The organism is Xinfangfangia pollutisoli (genome assembly GCF_020179405.1).
GTDB classification, from domain to species: Bacteria; Pseudomonadota; Alphaproteobacteria; order Rhodobacterales; family Rhodobacteraceae; genus Pseudogemmobacter; species Pseudogemmobacter pollutisoli.
This window is the reverse complement of the sequence record NZ_JAICBZ010000043.1, coordinates 1-16,231: the sequence shown is the minus strand read 5'-3', so window position 1 is coordinate 16,231 and position 16,231 is coordinate 1. Positions and strand designations below refer to the sequence as shown.

The window sequence follows — 16,231 nt, the reverse complement described above, 5'->3', positions numbered from 1 at the left end:
ATCAGACGGGCTTGCCCTGCAACAGCCGCGGCAATTCGCCGTCCAGCCCCGCCGCCTGGCGGATGAACCGGCGGCGCAGCCCGGGCAGCGCGTTCACCAGGCCCAGCCCCAGATCGCGGCCCAGCCGCAGGACGGGATTGTCGTTTGAAAACAGTTTGTTGACCGCGTCCATCCCCAGGGCCAGCGCGGTGGAATCGAACCGCCGCCAGCGCTGGTATTCCTCAAGCGGCACGGCACTGCCGATGTCTTCGCCCCGCCGCGCCGCGGTGATCAGCACCTCGGCCAAGGCCGCCACATCGCGCAGGCCCAGGTTCAGCCCCTGCCCGGCGATCGGATGCACGCCATGCGCCGCATCGCCCACCAGCGCCACCCGCGGCGCCACGAAACGCTCGGCCAAAGACAGGCTCAGCGGATAGGTGAAGCGGGTTCCGGCCAGCGCGATCTCGCCCAGAAAATCGCCAAAACGCGGCCGCAGCGCCGCCAGATAGGCTGCGTCGTCCAGCGCCTGGATCTGCGCCGCCGCGGCATCCGTCTCGCTCCAGACGATGCTGGAATGATGCCCGCCGGGCAGCGGCAGAATGGCCAGGGGCCCGGCCGGCATGAAGAATTGCTGCGCGCAGCCCTGATGGTCCTTCTCGTGCCGGATCGCGGTCACCAAAGCGGTCTGGCCATAGCCCCAGCCCTGCCGGCGGATCCCGGCCCGCGTCGCCACGCCCGAGCCGCGCCCGTCGCAGCCGACCAGCAGCCGCCCGCTCAGCCGCCGGCCCGACCCCAACGTCACCGTGACGCCCGCAGGCCCAACCTCTTGCGCCACAACGCTTTCACCCGACAGAAGCGTCACGCCCGGCGCCGCTTCCATCGCGTCAAGGAAGGCCGCATACAGGAAGCGGTCCTCCAGCATATAGCCCATCGGGCCTTCCTCGATCTCGGCCGCCTCGAAGGTCAGGAAGAAGGGCGCGGCGCCCTGGCCGGCATGGCCGTCCGAGGCCTTGACCGTCAGGATCGGCTGCACCCTGTCGCGCAGCCCGTCCCACAGCCCCACCGCCGCCAGAAGCCGCTGCGAGGCCAGGGCCAGCGCATAGGCGCGCCCGTCGAACCCCGCCTCGGCCCGGGCCGGCGCCGGCCGCGCGTCGATCACCGTCACGCGCAGCCCGCCCTGCGCCAGGGCCAGCGCCAGGGCCGGCCCGTTCAGCCCGCCGCCTGCGATCAGAACATCGGTATCCATGGTCCAAGCACTAGGCCCGCCGCCCGGGATTGTCCATGCGGTGGCAAGTCGCTACCGTCGCCGCAAGCGCGAAACGCGCGGGGGCGCGCGCAGCGCAGCAGACGGGGGCAGAATGAGCGGAACCTGGTTCCACATGACGGCGGCCGAACTGGGCCGCGAGATCGGCGCCGGCCGGATCAACCCGGTCACCCTGACCGAGGCCTTTCTCGACCGCGCCGCCGAACACCCGCTGGCCCCCCGCATCTACGCCCGCATGACCGAAACCCGCGCCCGGGGCGAGGCGATGGGCGCGGCCAGCCGCGCCAAGCTGGGCTTCCGCAAGGGGCCGCTCGATGGGGTGCCGCTGTCCTGGAAAGACCTGTTCGACACCGCGGGCGACGGGACCGAGGCCGGATCGGCGCTGCTGAAGGGCCGCGTGCCGGTCGCCGATGCCCAGGTCTTGCGGGTGGCCACGCTGATGGGCTCGGTCTGCCTGGGCAAGACCCATATGTCGGAACTGGCCTTTTCCGGCCTGGGGCTGAACCCGGTCACCGCCACGCCGCCCTGCCTGAACGATGACGCCGCCGTGCCCGGCGGATCGTCGTCAGGCGCGGCGGCCTCGGTGGCGTTCGGCCTGGCGCCGGCGGCGATCGGCTCGGATACCGGCGGATCGGTGCGGATCCCGGCGGCCTGGAACGATCTGGTCGGGCTGAAGACCAGCGCGGGAAGGCTGTCGCTGCAGGGCGTGGTGCCGCTGTGCGAAAGCTTCGACACGGTCGGGCCGCTGGCCCATTCGGTCGAGGATTGCAGCCTGATCCTGGCGCTGCTGGAAGGCCGCCGCCCCGACGCCCCCGCCCCCGAGACGGTTTCGGGCGCGCGGCTGGCGGTTCTGGAAACCGTGGCCTTGGACGATCTGCGCGCCGCGCCGGCAAAGGGCTTTGACGATGCCTGCACCCGCCTGTCGCGCGCGGGCGCCCGGATCGACCGGATCACCGCCCCGGAAATCACCGAGGCGATGCAGCTGGCCGCGATCCTGTTCACCGCCGAAGCCTACGGGATCTGGCGCGAGGTGATCGAGGCCGCGCCGCAGAAGATGTACCCGCCGATCCTGGAACGCTTCCGCTCGGGCGCCGCGGTGCCGGCGATGGACTATGTCGCGGGCTGGCGCCGGCTGGCGGTGCTGCGCCAGCAGTGGCAGGCGCGGATCGCGGGTTTCGACGCGGTGATCCTGCCCACCTCGCCGATCCTGCCGCCCAATGCCGAACGGCTGATGACGGATCGCGACTATTATGTCGGCGAAAACCTGCTGGCGCTGCGCAATACAAGGATCGGCAACATGATGGGCGGCTGCGCGCTGACGCTGCCCACATCGCACCCGTCCTGCGGGATCACCCTGCTTGCCGCGCCCCTGGAAGAACAGCGCCTGCTGCGTCTGGGCGCCGCCGCCGAACGGGCCTTGCAATAGCGGAACGCCCCGGGGCTTTGCCCCGGACCCCAGGATATTTTTCCAGAGAGGAAGGCCGCAAGGCAAAGTCTCGGGCCTTCCTCTCTGCCCAAATATCCCCGCCGGAGGCGCAGGCCGGCAACAGGCGGGGTGCCCGGGCAAAAAAGCCACAGAAACCCAAGCCAAGCCTTGGGCGAGGCTCAGGAAATTCTGGACCACCCGCGGCGCGGGCGCTATCCTTCCCGGCAATCGGGACGCACGATCCCGGACCTGAGGCAGATATGGTTTTTCCTGAGCGGTTCTCGAACCTGCCGGATTATGCGTTTCCGCGGCTGCGGAAGCTTCTGGACGCGCATGAACCGGGCGGCCCCTCGCTTGCCATGACGATTGGCGAGCCGCGTCATGCGATGCCCGATTTCGTCGGGCCGATCCTGGCCGACAGTCTGGCGGGCTTCGGGGTCTATCCGCCGAATGACGGCACGCCCGCGCTGCTGGAGGCGATCTCGGGCTGGATCGGGCGGCGCTATGGTGTTCAGGTCGCGGCCGAGCGGCTGATGGTGCTGAACGGCACCCGCGAGGGGCTGTACAACGCCACGCTGGCGCTGTGCCCCGAACAGAAGGCCGGCCAGCGGCCGGTCGTGCTGATCCCGAACCCGTTCTATCAGGTCTATGCCGTGGCCGCGCTGACGCTGGGCGCCGAGCCGGTCTATGTGCCCGCGACCGCCGCCACCGGCTTTCTGCCCGATTATGCCAGCCTGCCGCGTGACGTGCTGGACCGCGCGGCGGTGGCCTTCATCTGCTCGCCCTCGAACCCGCAGGGCGCCGTCGCCTCGGCCGACTATCTGGCCGATCTGCTGGCTTTGGCGGAGAAGCACGATTTCCGCATCTTCGCCGATGAATGCTATTCCGAGATCTGGCGCAGCGCCCCGCCGCCCGGCCTGTTGCAGGTGGCCCAGGCCACCGGCGCCGATCCCGAGCGGGTCGCGGTCTTCCATTCGCTGTCCAAGCGGTCGAACCTGCCCGGGCTGCGGTCCGGCTTCGTGGCGGCGGGCCCTCAATCCATGCAGCGCATCCGCCAGCTGCGCGCCTTTGCCGGCGCCCCCCTGCCCCTGCCCCTGCAGAACGTGGCCGAGGCCTGCTGGCGCGACGAGGCGCATGTCGCCGCCTCGCGCGCGCTGTATCAAGAGAAATTCGCCGATGCGGCCCAGGTCTTTGCCGGGCTGCAGGGCTTTCAGCTGCCCGAGGGCGGCTTCTTCCTGTGGCTGCCGGTCGAGGATGGCGAGGCGGCGGCGCTGAAACTGTGGCGCGACACCGGGGTGCGGGTTCTGCCCGGCGCCTATCTGTCGCGCGATGCCGGGGGCCAGAACCCCGGCAAAGGGTATATCCGGGTCGCCCTTGTGGCGCCCAGGCAAGAAACGCAGCGCGGGCTGATCCAGCTTCGCGACTGCCTTTACGATTGAGGACAGGCAAGAATGGCATCCTATCAGGTACGGCAGCGCGACCCGCTTCTGGATCAGGGCACCCAGGCGATGCTGGAACGCCGCGGACGCGAGCTTCTTGGCCTGGCGCTGATCGGGGTGGCGCTGCTGTTCGCGCTGCTGCTGGGCAGCTATTCCTCGGATGACCCGGGCTGGATGGTGGCGACGGACGAGCCGGCGAAGAACATGCTGGGGCGGTTCGGCGCCTCGGTCGCCTCGACGCTGGTGATCCTGATCGGGCGCGGCGCCTGGGCCATTCCGCTGATCTTCCTGGCCTGGGGCCTGCGCTACACGCTGCATCGCGGCTCTGAGCGGGTGCTGGCGCGCACCGTCTTTGCGGTGATCGCCGTCGCCCTGGCCGCGACCTATGCCGCGACCCTGGCCGCGCCCTCCAGCTGGCCGCATGCGTTCGGGCTGGGCGGGCTGTTCGGCGATACGGTCGCCGGCGCGCTTTTGAACATTCTGCCCTTCGGGCCCGGGCTGGCGCTGCGGGCGCTGTCCCTGCTGACCTTCGCTGCCGCGATCGCAATGATGCTGTTCGTGACCGGCTTTGACCGGGCGGAGCTGGTCGCGATCCGCCGGGCGCTGATCACCGGCTCGATCCTGGGCTATAACGCGCTGGCGCAGTTGATGGGCCGCGGCGCCCATAGCGCGATGCGCGGCGCGGTGCATGGCGCGCGGGCCGGGGCCCAGGCGCTGGCCGACCGGCGCGAGGCCCGGCGCGAGAGTGCCGCCGCGCAATATGGCTATGACGAGACGATGCTGTCCGAAGCCCATGCCGTGCCGGTGCAGCCGGCGATCACCCCCGGCGTCGGGCGCGGGGTGATCCGCCGCTCGGGCCCGGCTTTCGAGGCGACGCCTCTGGCGCCGGAACCCCTGGGCGCCGGCACCGGCTGGAACGCCCCCGCGACGCTGCGCGCCGAGCCGCGGCATTTCGAGCCGGTCGAGGATCTGCCGAAAGAGAAGCTGGGCTTCCTGGCGCGGATGCGCCGCGTGGTCGAGCCGCAGCCCGAGCTGATCGAGCCGATCCTGCCGCAGGCCCTGGGCGAGACCGATGCGCCGCAGGATGAACGGATCCGCGCCCGGATCTCGGATGCGATCCGCGCCCGCGCGCGCCATGTGCCGGGCGCCGCCGTTGCCGCCGGGCTGACGCCGCTGCAGGCCGCCATCGCCGCCCGCCGCGCCGAGCCGCCGGTGATGCGCAGCGCCGCCGCCCTGCGCGGCCCCGCGCCGCTGGTCGCCGATCCGCGCCCCGGCAGCCTGCCGCCCGCCGCGCGGGCCCCCCAGCGCCTGGCCGAACCGCCGGTGACCGCGCCGCACCTGCCGCTGCAGGCCGAGCCGCAGTTGCAGCCGCAGGCCCGCGCCTTCGCCCCGGTTCAAACCCCCGCCTATGCCCCCGATCACGTCCCGGCCGAGAATATGTTCCTGGCCGAAGCGCCGGAATGGGACGAGGGGCTGGACAGCGATTGGCAGGTGGATGAGGCCGAGGAAGACGGCTATGCCGCGGCCCTGTCGCCCCTGCCCCAGATCCCGGTTCCCGACCGCCGCGCCATCGTGCAGCCGGTGGTGAAAAAGGCCCCTGCCCCCTCGGCCCGCGCCATGGCCGAGGCCCAGCCGCGGCTGCGCTTCGACGATCCGACCCCGGAATACGAACTGCCGCCGCTGTCGCTGTTGGCCAATCCGGTCACCATCCAGCGCAGCCAATTGTCGGACGAGGCGCTGGAAGAAAACGCCCGCATGCTGGAATCCGTGCTGGACGATTACGGCGTGAAGGGCGAGATCGTCTCGGTCCGCCCCGGCCCGGTCGTCACCATGTACGAGCTGGAACCGGCGCCGGGCCTGAAGGCCAGCCGCGTGATCGGCCTGGCCGATGACATCGCGCGGTCCATGTCGGCCCTGTCGGCGCGGGTGTCCACCGTGCCGGGCCGCTCGGTCATCGGGATCGAACTGCCGAACGCCACGCGCGAGAAGGTGGTCTTGAAGGAAATCCTGGCCGCCCGCGACTTTGGCGATACGAACATGCGCCTGCCTTTGGCGCTGGGCAAGGATATCGGCGGCGATCCGATCGTGGCCAACCTGGCCAAGATGCCCCACCTGCTGATCGCCGGGACCACCGGCTCGGGCAAATCCGTTGCCATCAATACGATGATCCTGTCGCTTCTCTACAAGCTGACGCCGGAAGAATGCCGGCTGATCATGATCGACCCCAAGATGCTCGAACTCTCCGTCTATGACGGCATCCCGCACCTCCTCTCCCCCGTCGTCACCGACCCGAAAAAGGCCGTCGTCGCCCTGAAATGGGTGGTGGGCGAGATGGAGGAACGCTATCGCAAGATGTCCAAGATGGGCGTGCGCAACATCGAGGGCTATAATGGCCGCGTGCGCGAGGCGCTGGCCAAGGGCGAGATGTTCAAGCGCACCATCCAGACCGGCTTTGACGAGGAAACCGGCGATCCGGTCTTCGAGACGGAAGAATACGCCCCCGTCGCCTTCCCCTATATCGTCGTCATCGTCGACGAGATGGCCGATCTGATGATGGTCGCGGGCAAGGAAATCGAAGCCTGCATCCAGCGCCTGGCGCAGATGGCGCGGGCAAGCGGCATCCACCTGATCATGGCGACGCAGCGGCCTTCGGTCGACGTGATCACCGGCACGATCAAGGCGAACTTCCCCACCCGGATCTCGTTCCAGGTCACCTCGAAGATCGACAGCCGCACCATCCTGGGCGAACAGGGGGCCGAGCAGCTGCTGGGTCAGGGCGACATGCTGTATATGGGCAATGGCCAGCGCATCACCCGGATTCACGGCCCCTTCGTGTCCGACGAAGAGGTCGAGGAAATCGTGAACCACCTGAAATCCTTCGGCCCGCCGACCTATATGTCGGGCGTGGTCGAGGGCCCGGATGAAGACAAGGCGGATTCGATCGACATGGTCCTGGGCCTGTCCACCGGCGAAGGCGGCGACGATGCGCTGTATGACCAGGCGGTGGCGATCGTGGCCAAGGACCGGAAATGCTCGACCTCCTACATCCAGCGCAAGCTGGGCATCGGCTATAACAAGGCCGCGCGCCTGGTCGAGCAGATGGAGGAAGAGGGCGTGGTCACCGCCGCGAACCATGTCGGCAAGCGCGAGATCCTGGTGCCCGAAGCGCATTAGGCCCGGGTCAGGGGCATTCGGAATGGGGCGGGCCGCCGGGCCCGCCCTTTTTCATTCCAGCCTGTTTCAGGCCGCAACCAGCGCGCAGGCGCCGCCCTGCAGAAAGCAGAACCGGCTGACCAGCGACAGGTCCACCGGATTGGGCAGGCGCAGATCGGCGGGGCCGGGCAGGCTTTGCCGCGCCGGATCATAGACGCGGTCGACCTGCGAAATCAGCGCCACCACGGCGCCGCTTTGCCGGGCAAAACCCGCCAGCACTGCCAGTTGCTCGGCCAAAGGCGGCTTGTCGCGGCGCTGGTCCAAGAGTTGCAGGTAATCGACCAGCACCAGCGCGCCCGGTGCAATGCCGGCCAGCCGCGCGGCGATCCAGCCGGCGGCGATGTCTTCGGATGTCTCAAGGATCAGCCGGCCCGCCTCGCGGTCTTCGACGCTTAGGCCAAAGGCGCGCAGCCGGTCCCAGGCCGCGGGCTCGGCATATTCCAGGGTGAAGAAGGCGCCCGGCCGCCCGGCGCGCAGGGCTTCGGCCAGCAAAGCGAGGCCCAGCCGGGTCTTGCCCTGCCCCGGCCTTGCCGCCAGCAGAACCAGTTCTCCGGGCTGCATCTGCGCCAGAAGCTGTGCGGGCGAAAGCGCGGCCCCTGGCGCGGATCGTTCGGCCCTTGCCGCGCGGGCGGCAAGCAGGCTCCAGCTGGCAAAGCCCTCGGCGCGGGCGATGCGGTCAAGCGCCTGATGCAGCGCAATGCCCTCGGCCCGGGCCAGCCGGCGCGCGCGGAATTTCAGCCGGGGTATCGGCGCGGATAGGTTCAGGAAATCTGCCATGTCCCTCACTCGGGCGGTGGCCGGCGCATTCCCTCCGTTCTGCGGCAGCCCCGCCGGGGCAGGCATGTGATCGCGAAGACGCCCTGCAAGATCGTGCTTCCCGGTCGGAGGGGGGAGGCGCGGGCCAAGCCTGCCGCCACTGTGCCACGCCCCCTGCCGCGGGGCAAGCCGCCCGGCCGCGGCCTAACCCGCCGGGCCCAGGCTTTCGACCAGCGCCACCAGCCTGGGCAGGCAGACCGATTTCAGATCATAGCGCGCCTGCACCGTCTGGCGGGCATTGGCGCGCATCGCCTCGTGCCGGTCGGGATCGGCCAGGCAGTCGGTCAGCACCTGGGACCAGCGCGCCACATCGAAGAAATCGACCAGCAGCCCGTTCTGCCCGTCGCGGATCAGCTCTTCCACCGGCGCGGTTTTCGAGCCGACGACCAGGCATCCCGCCGCCATCGCCTCGACCATCGACCAGGACAGGACGAACGGATAGGTCAGATAGGCATGCACGCGCGAGATCTGCATCAGCCGCACGAAATCGGCATAGGGCACCTTGCCCAGGAAATGCACCCGCGACGGGTCCAGCCGGTCGCGGACCTCGTTCAGGAAAATCTCTTTCCAGCCCTTGGCATCCTTCGGCGCCGCGCCATAGCTGACCTCGTCGCCGCCGACGATCACCACCTGCGCCCCGGGCCGCGCCGCCAGAACCTGCGGCAGCGCGCGCAGGAAGATGTGATAGCCGCGATAGGGTTCCAGATTGCGGTTGACGAAGGTCAGAACCTCGTCGCCCGCGCGCAGCACCTGCCCGCCCGGCAGGGTCAGCTCGGCCAGGGGATCGGGGCGCAGGATCTCGGTATCCACCCCGTCGAAGATCACGTCGATCATCGCCCGCAAGGGCGGCGGATAGGTCGAGGCCTGCCAGAAGGTCGGCGACAGACCGCGATCGGCATGGGCCAAGGCCTGGCCCAGATGCGCGGTGCGGCCTTGCGCGATCATCACCTGATCGAAGCTGGGCGGGTTGAATTCCGGGTCGAAGCCCACATCGGCACCGCGGCCCTTGTAGTAGAATTCGGCATAGACCAGCAGTTTCGCCTCGGGCCAGACCTCTTTCAAAAACAGCGTCTCGCCCCAGCCGGAATGGCCGAAGATCACGTCGGGCACATAGCCCTCGCGCTCGCGCAGCTGCTGGCAGGCGCGGGCCACGGTCACGCCGCGATCCGACATGGTGGTGTAATTGCGCCCCAGCCGCGTGGCCGCCGGATCGGCCGGATCGGCCGCATGCTTGTAGCGCCAGGTCGGCACCGGGGTGGTGCGCGGATTGCCCGCATCGGTCAGGGCCCGGCAATCATGGCCACGGCGGATCAGTTCGGGCGCCAGATGCAGGAACTGGCCGGGGAAGTTCTGATGGACGAACAGGATCTTCATGCCGGCGCGGTCACTGCCGGCTCGGGCGCGACCTGCGCCTTGCCGAAGGCGGCCGCCATCAGCGCGCGGGTATAGTCGGTCTGCGGCGCGGCGAAGATCGCCTCGGTCTCGCCCGCCTCGATCACATCGCCGGCCTTCATCACCATCACCTTATGCGACATCGCCCGCACCACGCGCAGATCGTGGCTGATGAAGATATAGGCCAGGCCCCATTTCGCCTGCAGCCCGCGCAGAAGATCGACGATCTGCACCTGGACCGTCATGTCCAGCGCCGAGGTCGGCTCGTCCAGCACCACGAGTTTCGGGCGCAGGATCATCGCGCGGGCAATGGCGATGCGCTGGCGCTGCCCGCCCGAGAATTCGTGCGGATAGCGGCCCATCATGGCGGGGTCCAGCCCTACCTCGGCCATGATCTCGGCCACCATCTGCCGCCGGTCGCGGCCGGGTTCCACCCCATGCACGCCCAGGCCTTCGGCAATGATCTGTTCGGCTGTCATCCGCGGCGACAGGCTGCCGTAAGGGTCCTGGAAGACGATCTGCATATGCCGCCGCAGGGCCCGCATCGCCTTGCGGCCGCGGGCGCGCAACAGCGCCTCCAGCCCGGCCACGGCGACATCGCCGGCTGTATCGGCCTCGGCCAGGCCGCCCATGCCCTGCGGCGCCTGATCCAGCCGGGTGATGTCGCGCCCGAAGAACAGGATCCGCCCCTGCGAGGGGATCAGCCGCATCAGGGCCAGCGCGAGCGTGGTCTTGCCCGAGCCGCTTTCGCCCACGACGCCCAGCGTCTCGCCCGCGCGCACCGACAGGGTCGCCGCATTCACCGCCTTCACATGGCCCACGGTCCGTTTCAGCAGGCCCTTGGTGATCGGAAACCAGACCCGCAGATCCCGGGCGCTGACCACTTCGGGCGCATCCGCCGCAACCGGGCCCGGACGGCCCACCGCCTCGGCCGCCAGAAGCTTGCGCGTATAGGGGTGCTGGGGTGCGGCAAAGACCTGCGCCGCCGGGCCGGTTTCCACGATCTCGCCGCCCTGCATCACGCAGACCCGGTCGGCGATGCGGCGCACGATGTTCAGATCATGGGTGATGAACAGCAGGCTCAGCCCTTCGCTGCGCTTCAACTCGGCCAGCAGATCCAGGATCTGCGCCTGGATCGTCACGTCCAGCGCGGTGGTGGGTTCATCGGCGATCAAAAGCTTCGGCTTGTTCGCCAGCGCCATGGCGATCATCACCCGCTGGCGCTGTCCGCCCGACAATTCATGCGGATAGGCGCTCAGCCGGCTGGCCGCATCGCGGATGCCGACCTTCTCCAGCAGTTCCAGCGCCCGCGCCGCCGCGGCCGCCCCGGTCAGGCCCTGATGCAGTTCCAAGGTCTCGGCGATCTGCTTGCCGATGACATGCAACGGGTTCAGCGAGGTCATCGGCTCTTGGAAGATGAAGCTGATCTCGTTGCCGCGCACCCCGCGCAGCGCCTTTTCGCTGGCCTGGGCCAGATCCTGGCCCTGCCACATCACCTGGCCCGAGACCTGCGCATTGTCGGCCAGAAGCCGCACCGTCGCCAGCGCCGTCACCGATTTGCCAGAACCGCTTTCGCCCACCAGAGCCAGCGTCTCGCCCTTTTCCAGGGTGAAGGACACGCCCTTCACCGCCTGGATCACGCGGCCGTCCTGGGTGAAGGAAATCCGCAGGTCGCGGACGTCAAGCAGGCTCATCGAAAGGTCTTCCGCGGGTCAAAGGCATCGCGGACGCCTTCGAAGATGAAGATCAGCAGCGTCAGCATGATCGCAAAGGTGAAAAAGGCGGTGAAGGCCAGATGCGGCGATTGCAGATTGCCCTGCGCCTGGCGCGACAATTGCCCCAAGGATGGCGCGTCGGCGGGCAGGCCGAAGCCCAGATAGTCCAGCGCCGCCAGCGATCCGATCACGCCCGTCACGATGAAGGGCAGAAAGGTCAGCGTCGCCACCATGGCATTGGGCAGCATGTGGCGGAACATGATCTGCCAGTCCGACACGCCCAGCGCCCGGGCCGCGCGGACATATTCGAAATTGCGCGCCCGCAGGAATTCGGCCCTGACCACGCCCACAAGCCCGGTCCAGCCGAAGGCCACCATCAAGACGATCAGCAGCCAGACCGATTTCGACAGGATCGCGGTCAGGATGATGATCACGTAAAGCTGCGGGGTCGATCCCCAGATCTCGATCACGCGCTGCATCACCAGATCTACCATGCCGCCGAAATAGCCCTGCACCGCCCCCGCGGCGATGCCGATGATCGAGGTCAGCACCGTCACCACCAGCGCGAAGCTGACCGACAGACGGAAGCCGTAGATCACCCGCGCCAGCACATCGCGCGAGGTGTCGTCGGTGCCCAGCCAGTTCTGCGCGGTGATCGGCCCCGGCGCCACGCCGCCGGTGTTGACGATGGTGTTGTAGCTGTAGGGGATCGGCGCCCAGACCATCCAGCCCGGCTGCACGGGTTCGCCCAGGGCGGTGCCCTTGCTTTCCGCCTCGGTCAGGATCGCCTCGGGATCGTCCCAGCAGCTTTCCGACCCGCCGGCCACGATCAGGCATTGCACCTCGGGCGTGGTATAATTCGCCTCGGTCCGCAGGTCGCCGCCGAAGGTCTGTTCGGAATAGAACTGCAGGAAGGGCGTGTAATAGCCGCCCTGATATTTCACCAGCAGCGGCTTGTCATTGGCCAGCAACTCGGCCCCCAGCGACAGGCCGTAAAGGATGCAGAAGATCACCAGCGACCAGGTGGCGCGGCGATTGGCCTTGAAATTGCGCCAGCGGCGCTGGTTCAGCGGAGAAAGCGCCATCAGCCGGCCCGTTTTTCAAAATCAATGCGCGGATCGACCAGCACATACATCAGATCCGACAGGATCCCCATCACCAGCCCGATCAGGCCGAAGGCGTAAAGCGTGCCGAAGATGATCGGATAGTCGCGGTCCAGCAGCGCCCGGTAGGAAAGCTGCCCCAACCCGTCCAGCGAGAAGATCACCTCGATCAGCAGCGACGAGCCGAAGAACACCGCCAGAAACAGCGCCGGAAAGCCCGAGATCACCAGAAGCATCGCATTGCGGAACACATGGCCGTAGAGAACCCGGTTTTCGGTCAGCCCCTTGGCGCGCGCGGTCATGACATATTGCTTGCGGATCTCGTCCAGAAAGCTGTTCTTGGTCAGCAGCGTCAGCGTGGCAAAGCTGGAAATCAGCTGGGCCGTGACCGGCAGCACGATATGCCACAGGTAATCCAGCACCTTGCCCAGGGGGCTGAGGCTGTCCCAATTGGGCGAGGTCAGGCCCCGCAGCGGGAACCATTGGAAATAGCTGCCGCCGGCAAAGACCACCATCAAGAGGATCGCGAACAGAAAGGACGGGATCGCATAGGCCGCGATGATGATGCCCGAGGTCCAGGTGTCGAAGCGCGAGCCGTCATGCATGGCCTTGCGGATGCCCAGCGGAATCGAGACCAGATAGGCGATCAGCGTCGACCACAGGCCCAGCGTGATCGAGACCGGCATCTTGTCCAGGATCAGCGCCACCACGCTTTTGCCCTGGAAATAGCTGTCGCCGAAATCGAAGACCAGGAATTTGCCCATCATGATGAAGAACCGCTCCAGCGCCGGGATCGGTTCTTCATGGCATTCCGGCGCGCGCAGGCTGGGCGTGCCCATGAAGCCCTCGGCGCAGACGATGCGGGAAAAGCCGAACTGGACCTTCAGCTTGGCCAGAAACTCGGGCGGCAGGCCGCGCGCGCCGTTATAGCCTTCCTCCTGCACCCCGCCGCCCGAGGTGCCACCCACCGCGTCCAGCGCATCGCCGCCGCCTTCGAACCGGGCGCGCACCTGGTCGATCGGCCCGCCGGGCACGAATTGGGTCAGGGCGAAGTTGATGACCATGATCCCGATCAGCGTCGGGATCACCAGCAGAAGCCGTCGAAGAATATAGGCGCCCAAGGTTCGGTCTGCCCCCCGTTACGTCACAACGCCATCATTTCAGCGCGCCGCTGCCCGTCAAAGCCTTGGCCTTTTCGGGGTTGTACCACCAGAAGGCAAGCTCGCCCACCGCATAGGGGGGCAGGTTTTCCGGATGCTCATACATGTTGTAATAGGCCACCCAGCTGTCGCGCTTGAAATAGCGCGGCACGACCACGAATTGCGACCGCAGCACCCGGTCCAGCGCGCGGATGACATTGGTCAGCTCGTCCCGGCTTGAGGCGCCTTCAACCATGTCGAGGATCTTGTCCACCGCCGGATCGGCATAGCCCATCCGGTTGCGGCTGGAATTGTCCTTGGCCACCGAATCCCAGGCCTGTTTCAGCACGCCCCCCGGCTCCAGCCCGCCATTGACCACCACGGTGGGCAGCGCGTCGAAATCGAAGCTGGGCGGGCTTGCGCGTTCCTGCAGCTGCGCATCGTCGATCAGCTCGAAACTGGCCTGCACGCCGATCGCCTTCAGGTTTTCGACATAGGCCAGCATCACCGGCAGCAGATCGGCCCTTGTATGGATCATGTCCATGCGCAAGGGCTGCCCGGCCGCGTTGCGGCGGATCCCGTCGGCCCCGGCGACCCAGCCCGCCTCGTCCAGAAGCGCCGAAGCGCGCCGCATGTTGCGGCGGTCCAGCGCCCGGTCGGGGCTTGAGACCGAGCCCATCGGCACCTCGTCCGTCAGGATGCTTTCCGGCAGAAGTCCTTCATCCACAAGGGGTTTCAGGATGGCGATCTCTTCCGGCGTGGGCGTGCCGGTCGCCGCCATGTCCGAGTTTTCCCAGATCGAGTTCACCCGGCTGAACAGCCCGTAGAAGATCGACTTGTTGGTCCATTCGAAGTTGAACATCAGCCCCAGCGCCTCGCGCACCTTCGGGTCCTGGAACTGCGGGCGGCGCAGGTTGAAGATGATGGATTCCCCGCCGGCAATATTGCCCATGGCAATGGTTTCCTTCACCACCGCGCCCGAAGTCACCGCCGGGAAATCGAATTCCTGCGCCCAGCGCTTGGGCAGTGTTTCGGTGCGGAATGTGTAGACGCCGGCCTTGAACGCCTCGAAAGCCGCATTGTCATCGGCGAAATACTCCACCCGGATGCGGTCGAAATTGTTCTGCCCCACATTCAGCGGATGCTTCTCGCCCCAATAATTCGGGTTGCGGGCGAAGACCACCTGCTGGCCCGGGCGCATGCTGTCCAGCACATAGGGGCCAGAGCCAAGGAAGGGCTGAAGGCTGGCCTTCTCCAGATCGCGGTTATGCTCTTCGTAATCCTTCTTCGAGAAGATCGGCCCGCTGCCGGCCTGCGCGGGCATGTCGCGGAAGGGGGTGCCGGGGGTGAAGGTGAACTTGATCCGGTAGGGATCCAGCACCTCGACCTTCTCGAACATCCCCCCCGCGACGCTGCGATATTCCGGGATGCCCTTTTCCATGAACAGGTTATGGCTGAACAGCACATCTTCCGCCGTCAGGGGCGAGCCGTCCGAGAAGGTCACGTCCTTGCGCAGGTTGAAGATCACCCAGCTGCGATCCTCGGGGTATTCCATCGTCTCGCACAGCAGGCAATAGGCGGCGCTGACATCATCGGCGGGGCTGGACAGGATGGATTCGTAGAAGATCGACGACAGGGCGGCCGCATTGCCGGCGATCGCATAGGGGTTGAAGCTGTCGAACGTGCCCGGAGACCATTCGCTGATCTCGCCGCCCTTGGGCGCATCGGGGTTCACATAGGGCAGATGGGTGAAATCCGCAGGCAGCGCCAGATCGCCGAAGGTGGAAATCCCATGCGCGGTGATGATCTTCTGATCCTCGGCCCGCGCCATGCCGGCCGCCACCAGCAGCACCGCCCCCGCCAGAAGCCCGCCGGTCAGGGCCCAGCCCTGCGCCCAGCCCTGCGCCCCCCGCCCATTCCGATCCGCCAAGGCCAGTGCCCGCGCCGACTTCGCCATCAATCCCTCCGCCGAATGCCTTCTGCCAGTCTGGAATGCTAGTGCGGCCAATGTCGATGGGAAAGGCGCGAATGCGTGAGGGGGACGTGTCCCGCAGGCCCGATTCGCCCGATCTTCGCCCCGCCGGCACGCCTTACTCGTCGCCCGCACCGCGCAGCGGCCGCGCGCCGGCCAGCAATTCGGCATTGTCGCGATACAGCGCCACCAGCCGCTCGATCAGCCGGCGCTGCGGCGGCAGATGGCGGTCATCGGCATGCATGACCAGATGCTGCCATTCGGTCAGCTCCTCGATCAGCGGCCCCGCCCGCACCAGCGCCGGATCGCTGTCGCCGATCACGCAGGGCATGACCGCAATGCCCGCGCCGGACCGGACCAGATCATGCAGCGTCGCGACCTGCCCGGCAAAGGCCCGCACCGGCCCGCCCTGCCGCAGCACCCAATGCGCGGCCGGATGGCGGGCCTGGGCGGGGTCCATCGCCACCCAGTCCAGCAGTTCGGGCCGCGGCACCGCCCAGCTGCGATAGGGCGCGAACCGCAATTGCCCCAGCGGGCGCGAGGCCAGATTGCCGCCCTCGGCCGGCCGGTTGCGGATGCCCAGATCGATCTCGCGATGGGCGATGTCCAAGACCGCCTCGGTGGTGACGAAATTCAGCCGGAACCCGTCGCCCGGCCGGCTGAGCCGCGCGAAACGGTCGGCCAGAAACCGCGCCGTGGCGGTGCCGGCCGACAGCCGGATCACCGGCGCCTCGGCCTGCGGCGCCAGCAGCGCCTGCACCGGCACCGCCGCG

General features: G+C 67.9%; 11 protein-coding genes. 3 read left to right on the top strand and 8 right to left on the bottom strand.

What is annotated here, in order from left to right:
* Nucleotide 1 precedes the first annotated feature (1 nt).
* Nucleotides 2-1,225 carry an FAD-dependent monooxygenase gene (locus tag K1Y73_RS13230; RefSeq protein ID WP_225028775.1) on the bottom strand — a complete coding sequence of 408 codons (1,224 nt, stop codon included), beginning with the start codon at nucleotides 1,223-1,225 and terminating at the stop codon, nucleotides 2-4.
* Between the two features lie 112 nt (nucleotides 1,226-1,337).
* Here K1Y73_RS13230 and K1Y73_RS13225 point away from each other — a divergent pair, with 112 nt between their 5' ends.
* The 3 genes from K1Y73_RS13225 (at nucleotide 1,338) to K1Y73_RS13215 (ending at nucleotide 7,282) form a co-directional block, all read left to right on the top strand.
* Nucleotides 1,338-2,669: an amidase gene (locus K1Y73_RS13225; protein ID WP_225028774.1), complete on the top strand. Its 1,332-nt coding sequence runs from the start codon at nucleotides 1,338-1,340 to the stop codon at nucleotides 2,667-2,669.
* Between the two features lie 260 nt (nucleotides 2,670-2,929).
* Nucleotides 2,930-4,108 carry an aminotransferase class I/II-fold pyridoxal phosphate-dependent enzyme gene (locus K1Y73_RS13220; RefSeq protein ID WP_225028773.1) on the top strand — a complete coding sequence of 393 codons (1,179 nt, stop codon included), beginning with the start codon at nucleotides 2,930-2,932 and terminating at the stop codon, nucleotides 4,106-4,108.
* A gap of 12 nt (nucleotides 4,109-4,120) precedes the next feature.
* Nucleotides 4,121-7,282: a DNA translocase FtsK gene (locus K1Y73_RS13215; RefSeq protein ID WP_225028772.1), complete on the top strand. Its 3,162-nt coding sequence runs from the start codon at nucleotides 4,121-4,123 to the stop codon at nucleotides 7,280-7,282.
* 66 nt (nucleotides 7,283-7,348) lie between these two features.
* Here K1Y73_RS13215 and K1Y73_RS13210 read toward each other — a convergent pair whose 3' ends face one another.
* The 7 genes from K1Y73_RS13210 to K1Y73_RS13180 all read right to left on the bottom strand — a co-directional run.
* Nucleotides 7,349-8,098, bottom strand: a complete 750-nt coding sequence (locus K1Y73_RS13210) for a DNA helicase (protein ID WP_225028771.1) — start codon at nucleotides 8,096-8,098, stop codon at nucleotides 7,349-7,351.
* A 183-nt stretch (nucleotides 8,099-8,281) separates the two neighbouring features.
* Complete coding sequence (locus K1Y73_RS13205; protein WP_225028770.1) at nucleotides 8,282-9,511, bottom strand: glycosyltransferase family 4 protein; 1,230 nt, start codon at nucleotides 9,509-9,511, stop codon at nucleotides 8,282-8,284.
* Nucleotides 9,508-11,223 carry an ABC transporter ATP-binding protein gene (locus K1Y73_RS13200; RefSeq protein WP_225028769.1) on the bottom strand — a complete coding sequence of 572 codons (1,716 nt, stop codon included), beginning with the start codon at nucleotides 11,221-11,223 and terminating at the stop codon, nucleotides 9,508-9,510. Before K1Y73_RS13200 ends, K1Y73_RS13205 begins: the two co-directional genes overlap by 4 nt.
* A complete protein-coding gene (locus K1Y73_RS13195) occupies nucleotides 11,220-12,329 on the bottom strand; it encodes an ABC transporter permease (protein WP_225028768.1) in 1,110 nt (369 codons plus the stop codon). The genes K1Y73_RS13200 and K1Y73_RS13195 overlap by 4 nt, the downstream gene beginning before the upstream one ends.
* Complete coding sequence (locus K1Y73_RS13190) at nucleotides 12,329-13,468, bottom strand: microcin C ABC transporter permease YejB (RefSeq protein WP_225028767.1); 1,140 nt, start codon at nucleotides 13,466-13,468, stop codon at nucleotides 12,329-12,331. Before K1Y73_RS13190 ends, K1Y73_RS13195 begins: the two co-directional genes overlap by 1 nt.
* 34 nt (nucleotides 13,469-13,502) lie before the next feature.
* On the bottom strand, nucleotides 13,503-15,443 hold the full coding sequence (locus tag K1Y73_RS13185) for an extracellular solute-binding protein (protein ID WP_225028766.1): 1,941 nt from the start codon (nucleotides 15,441-15,443) through the stop codon (nucleotides 13,503-13,505).
* Nucleotides 15,444-15,576: 133 nt separating this feature from the next.
* On the bottom strand, nucleotides 15,577-16,231 hold a 655-nt coding region (locus K1Y73_RS13180), incomplete at its 5' end, for a LysR substrate-binding domain-containing protein (protein WP_225028765.1).

Coding starts and splice junctions, on each gene's coding strand:
- K1Y73_RS13230 (WP_225028775.1), bottom strand. CDS start 1,225: ATGGATACCGATGTTCTGATCGCAGGCGGCGGGCTGAACGGGCCGGCC.
- K1Y73_RS13225 (WP_225028774.1), top strand. CDS start 1,338: ATGAGCGGAACCTGGTTCCACATGACGGCGGCCGAACTGGGCCGCGAG.
- K1Y73_RS13220 (WP_225028773.1), top strand. CDS start 2,930: ATGGTTTTTCCTGAGCGGTTCTCGAACCTGCCGGATTATGCGTTTCCG.
- K1Y73_RS13215 (WP_225028772.1), top strand. CDS start 4,121: ATGGCATCCTATCAGGTACGGCAGCGCGACCCGCTTCTGGATCAGGGC.
- K1Y73_RS13210 (WP_225028771.1), bottom strand. CDS start 8,098: ATGGCAGATTTCCTGAACCTATCCGCGCCGATACCCCGGCTGAAATTC.
- K1Y73_RS13205 (WP_225028770.1), bottom strand. CDS start 9,511: ATGAAGATCCTGTTCGTCCATCAGAACTTCCCCGGCCAGTTCCTGCAT.
- K1Y73_RS13200 (WP_225028769.1), bottom strand. CDS start 11,223: ATGAGCCTGCTTGACGTCCGCGACCTGCGGATTTCCTTCACCCAGGAC.
- K1Y73_RS13195 (WP_225028768.1), bottom strand. CDS start 12,329: ATGGCGCTTTCTCCGCTGAACCAGCGCCGCTGGCGCAATTTCAAGGCC.
- K1Y73_RS13185 (WP_225028766.1), bottom strand. CDS start 15,443: ATGGCGAAGTCGGCGCGGGCACTGGCCTTGGCGGATCGGAATGGGCGG.